Source organism: Saccharothrix lopnurensis, assembly GCF_042658445.1.
Lineage (GTDB): Bacteria > Actinomycetota > Actinomycetes > Mycobacteriales > Pseudonocardiaceae > Actinosynnema > Actinosynnema lopnurensis.
Window position 1 is genome coordinate 1 of record NZ_JBHSQO010000090.1, and the last position, 5,314, is coordinate 5,314.

Consider the following 5,314-nt stretch of genomic DNA (forward strand, 5'->3'; position numbering starts at 1 on the left):
GCGCGTGTTCTTTGAGAACTCAACAGCGTGCCGAATAGCCAGTAAATTTATGATCCTCGTCAAGAGGATTCCTTTGAGATTGTTACTGGACAACTGACATTACTTGTCAGTGTTGTTCGGAGCGATCGAACTCATTCCTTATTGGAGAGTTTGATCCTGGCTCAGGACGAACGCTGGCGGCGTGCTTAACACATGCAAGTCGAGCGGTAAGGCCCTTCGGGGTACACGAGCGGCGAACGGGTGAGTAACACGTGGGTAACCTGCCCTGTACTCTGGGATAAGCCTGGGAAACTAGGTCTAATACCGGATATGACTCCTGTGGGCATCCACGGGGGTGGAAAGTTCCGGCGGTACGGGATGGACCCGCGGCCTATCAGCTTGTTGGTGGGGTAGTGGCCTACCAAGGCGACGACGGGTAGCCGGCCTGAGAGGGTGACCGGCCACACTGGGACTGAGACACGGCCCAGACTCCTACGGGAGGCAGCAGTGGGGAATATTGCACAATGGGCGAAAGCCTGATGCAGCGACGCCGCGTGAGGGATGACGGCCTTCGGGTTGTAAACCTCTTTCAGCAGGGACGAAGCGTGAGTGACGGTACCTGCAGAAGAAGCACCGGCTAACTACGTGCCAGCAGCCGCGGTAATACGTAGGGTGCGAGCGTTGTCCGGAATTATTGGGCGTAAAGAGCTCGTAGGCGGTTTGTTGCGTCGACTGTGAAAACTTCACGCTTAACGTGGAGCCTGCAGTCGATACGGGCAGACTTGAGTTCGGCAGGGGAGACTGGAATTCCTGGTGTAGCGGTGAAATGCGCAGATATCAGGAGGAACACCGGTGGCGAAGGCGGGTCTCTGGGCCGATACTGACGCTGAGGAGCGAAAGCGTGGGGAGCGAACAGGATTAGATACCCTGGTAGTCCACGCCGTAAACGGTGGGTGCTAGGTGTGGGGGACTTCCACGTTCTCCGTGCCGCAGCTAACGCATTAAGCACCCCGCCTGGGGAGTACGGCCGCAAGGCTAAAACTCAAAGGAATTGACGGGGGCCCGCACAAGCGGCGGAGCATGTGGATTAATTCGATGCAACGCGAAGAACCTTACCTGGGCTTGACATGCACTGGAAACCAGTAGAGATATTGGCCCCCTTGTGGCCGGTGTACAGGTGGTGCATGGCTGTCGTCAGCTCGTGTCGTGAGATGTTGGGTTAAGTCCCGCAACGAGCGCAACCCTCGTTCCATGTTGCCAGCGCGTTATGGCGGGGACTCATGGGAGACTGCCGGGGTCAACTCGGAGGAAGGTGGGGATGACGTCAAGTCATCATGCCCCTTATGTCCAGGGCTTCACACATGCTACAATGGCCGGTACAGAGGGCTGCTAAGCCGTGAGGTGGAGCGAATCCCACAAAGCCGGTCTCAGTTCGGATCGGGGTCTGCAACTCGACCCCGTGAAGTCGGAGTCGCTAGTAATCGCAGATCAGCAACGCTGCGGTGAATACGTTCCCGGGCCTTGTACACACCGCCCGTCACGTCACGAAAGTCGGTAACACCCGAAGCCCGTGGCCCAACCCGTAAGGGGGGGAGCGGTCGAAGGTGGGACTGGCGATTGGGACGAAGTCGTAACAAGGTAGCCGTACCGGAAGGTGCGGCTGGATCACCTCCTTTCTAAGGAGCATCTGCGGATCGTCTTCGGGCGGTTCGGAGGCCACGCCGGCGGCGAATGATCGTCGGGTGGAGCTCATATTAGTGGATGCTGGCTAATGCATTCGGTCTTGTTGCCGTACGAGTCAGTACTGCTTCTTCGGAAGTGTGGAAGGGTCGTGTGGGGGCTTGGTCTAGTGTTCGGTACGCTGTTGGGTCCTGAGGGAACACGTGTTGTGTGTCTTTCAGCGAGAAACGACAGGACGGTCTCGGCTTTCGAACCGCTCGGCTCTGCCGGGTAGGCGTGGCGTATATGGGATGGTGTCTGGTTGTTCTTTGAGAACTGCACAGTGGATGCGAGCATCTTTGTGGCAAGTTATTAAGGGCACACGGTGGATGCCTTGGCACCAGGAGCCGATGAAGGACGTAGGAGACTGCGATAAGCCTTGGGGAGTTGTCAACCGAGCTGAGATCCAAGGATTTCCGAATGGGGAAACCCGGCCCCAGTCATGTGGGGTCACCCATACCTGAACACATAGGGTATGTGGAGGGAACGCGGGGAAGTGAAACATCTCAGTACCCGCAGGAAGAGAAAACAACCGTGATTCCGTGAGTAGTGGCGAGCGAAAGCGGAAGAGGCTAAACCGTATTCGTGTGATACCCGGCAGGGGTTGCGTGTACGGGGTCGTGGGACCCACTGGTCAGTTCTGCCGGACTGGCAAGGAGTCATAAAAAGTCGTGGTTAGCGGAACGTGTCTGGAAAGCGCGGCCGTAGAGGGTGAAAGTCCCGTACGCGAAAACCCGTCTTCTCTTTGTGGTGTTCCCAAGTAGCAGCGAGCTCGTGGAATTTGCTGTGAATCTGGCGGGACCACCCGCTAAGCCTGAATACTCCCTGGTGACCGATAGCGGACTAGTACCGTGAGGGAAAGGTGAAAAGTACCCCGGGAGGGGAGTGAAATAGTACCTGAAACCGTGTGCCTACAATCCGTCGGAGCCTTTAGGGGTGACGGCGTGCCTTTTGAAGAATGAGCCTGCGAGTTAGTGCTGCGTGGCGAGGTTAACCCGTGTGGGGTAGCCGTAGCGAAAGCGAGTCCGAATAGGGCGGTTGAGTCGCGTGGTCTAGACCCGAAGCGGAGTGATCTAGCCATGGCCAGGGTGAAGCGTGGGTAAGACCGCGTGGAGGCCCGAACCCACCAGGGTTGAAAACCTGGGGGATGAGCTGTGGTTAGGGGTGAAAGGCCAATCAAACTCCGTGATAGCTGGTTCTCCCCGAAATGCATTTAGGTGCAGCGTCGTGTGTTTCGTGCCGGAGGTAGAGCACTGGATGGTCTAGGGGGCCCACAAGCTTACCGAAATCAACCAAACTCCGAATGCCGGTACGTGAGAGCGCGGCAGTGAGACTGCGGGGGATAAGCTTCGTAGTCGAGAGGGAAACAGCCCAGAACGCCGGCTAAGGCCCCTAAGTGTGTGCTAAGTGGGAAAGGATGTGGGGTCGCCCAGACAACCAGGAGGTTGGCTTAGAAGCAGCCACCCTTTAAAGAGTGCGTAATAGCTCACTGGTCAAGTGGTCCTGCGCCGACAATGTAGCGGGGCTCAAGCACACCGCCGAAGCCGTGTCATTCCAGTTTTGCTGGGATGGGTAGGGGAGCGTCGTTCAGCCGTTGAAGCGCCGGAGGAATCCAGGTGTGGAGGCTGGACGAGTGAGAATGCAGGCATGAGTAGCGAAAGCAGAGTGAGAAACTCTGCCGCCGGATGACCAAGGGTTCCTGGGCCAGGCTAATCCGCCCAGGGTAAGTCGGGACCTAAGGCGAGGCCGACAGGCGTAGTCGATGGACAACGGGTTGATATTCCCGTACCCGTGTGAACGCGCCCCTGGCGAGGCTTGCGATGCTAACCGCCCGAAACTCGGGGTCTGGCCTTCGGGTCTTCTTCGAGCGGAGCGCGGGAACCGAGCTTGTAGTAGTCAAACGATGGGGTGACGCAGGAGGGTAGCTCCGCCAGTGAGTGGTAGTACTGGTGTAAGCGTGTAGGCCGTCTGGTAGGCAAATCCGCCAGGCACATAGGCTGAGACGTGATGCATAGCCGATTGAGGCGAAGTAGAGTGATCCCATGCTGCCGAGAAAAGCCTCTAGTGAGTGTTCACGCGGCCCGTACCCCAAACCGACACAGGTGGTCAGGTAGAGAATACCGAGGCGATCGGGCGAACTGTGGTTAAGGAACTCGGCAAAATGCCCCCGTAACTTCGGGAGAAGGGGGGCCAAAGGGTTTGAAGCCCCTTGCGGGCTAGGACCAGTTGGCCGCAGAGACCAGCGAGAAGCGACTGTTTACTAAAAACACAGGTCCGTGCGAAGTCGCAAGACGATGTATACGGACTGACGCCTGCCCGGTGCTGGAACGTTAAGGGGACCGGTTAGTCTTTCGGGGCGAAGCTGAGAACTTAAGCGCCAGTAAACGGCGGTGGTAACTATAACCATCCTAAGGTAGCGAAATTCCTTGTCGGGTAAGTTCCGACCTGCACGAATGGCGTAACGACTTCTCGACTGTCTCAACCACAGGCCCGGCGAAATTGCACTACGAGTAAAGATGCTCGTTACGCGCGGCAGGACGGAAAGACCCCGGGACCTTTACTATAGCTTGGTATTGGTGTTCGGTTCGGCTTGTGTAGGATAGGTGGGAGACTGTGAAGCGTCGACGCCAGTCGGTGTGGAGTCATCGTTGAAATACCACTCTGGTCGTACTGGATGTCTAACCTCGGTCCGTGATCCGGATCAGGGACAGTGCCTGGTGGGTAGTTTAACTGGGGCGGTTGCCTCCCAAAGAGTAACGGAGGCGCTCAAAGGTTCCCTCAGCCTGGTTGGCAATCAGGTGTCGAGTGCAAGTGCACAAGGGGGCTTGACTGTGAGACCGACAGGTCGAGCAGGGACGAAAGTCGGAACTAGTGATCCGGCCATGGCTTGTGGAAGCGTGGTCGCTCAACGGATAAAAGGTACCCCGGGGATAACAGGCTGATCTTGCCCAAGAGTCCATATCGACGGCATGGTTTGGCACCTCGATGTCGGCTCGTCGCATCCTGGGGCTGGAGTAGGTCCCAAGGGTTGGGCTGTTCGCCCATTAAAGCGGTACGCGAGCTGGGTTTAGAACGTCGTGAGACAGTTCGGTCCCTATCCGCCGCGCGCGTAGGATACTTGCGGAAGGCTGTCCCTAGTACGAGAGGACCGGGACGGACGGACCTCTGGTGTGCCAGTTGTCCTGCCAAGGGCATTGCTGGTTGGCTACGTTCGGAAGGGATAACCGCTGAAAGCATCTAAGCGGGAAGCTCGTTCCTAGATGAGGTATCCCACCCCTTTGTGGGTTAAGGCCCCCAACAGACCATTGGGTTGATAGGCCGGAGATGGAAGGTCGGTAACGGCTGGAGTTGACCGGTACTAATAGGCCGAGGACTTGTCATGAAGACGCTACGCATCCACTGTGCGGTTCTGAAAGAACCGAACCGGACCACCACCGGAACCCCTTCGTGGGGGGTTTGGGTTGGTGCCTACGGGTTGGTAATTTCATAGTGTTTCGGTGGTCATTGCGGTTGGGGAACACCCGGTCCCATTCCGAACCCGGTAGTTAAGCCTTCCAGCGCCGATGGTACTGCACTCGTGAGGGTGTGGGAGAGTAGGACGCCGCCGAACATTCTT

Annotated in this window: 3 rRNA genes; all 3 read left to right on the forward strand. The window is 57.4% G+C overall.

Annotation, left to right across the window (positions count from 1 at the left end):
• The first annotated feature begins 138 nt into the window (after window positions 1-138).
• The 3 genes from ACFP3R_RS37365 to rrf all read left to right on the forward strand — a co-directional run bounded on the left by ACFP3R_RS37365 (window position 139) and on the right by rrf (window position 5,308).
• Window positions 139-1,655: ribosomal RNA gene (locus ACFP3R_RS37365) — 16S ribosomal RNA — on the forward strand.
• Between the two features lie 345 nt (window positions 1,656-2,000).
• Window positions 2,001-5,080 (forward strand): 23S ribosomal RNA (locus tag ACFP3R_RS37370).
• A 111-nt stretch (window positions 5,081-5,191) separates the two neighbouring features.
• Window positions 5,192-5,308 (forward strand): 5S ribosomal RNA (rrf, locus tag ACFP3R_RS37375).
• Together the 16S, 23S and 5S rRNA genes form the textbook arrangement of a ribosomal RNA operon.
• Window positions 5,309-5,314: the final 6 nt, after the last annotated feature.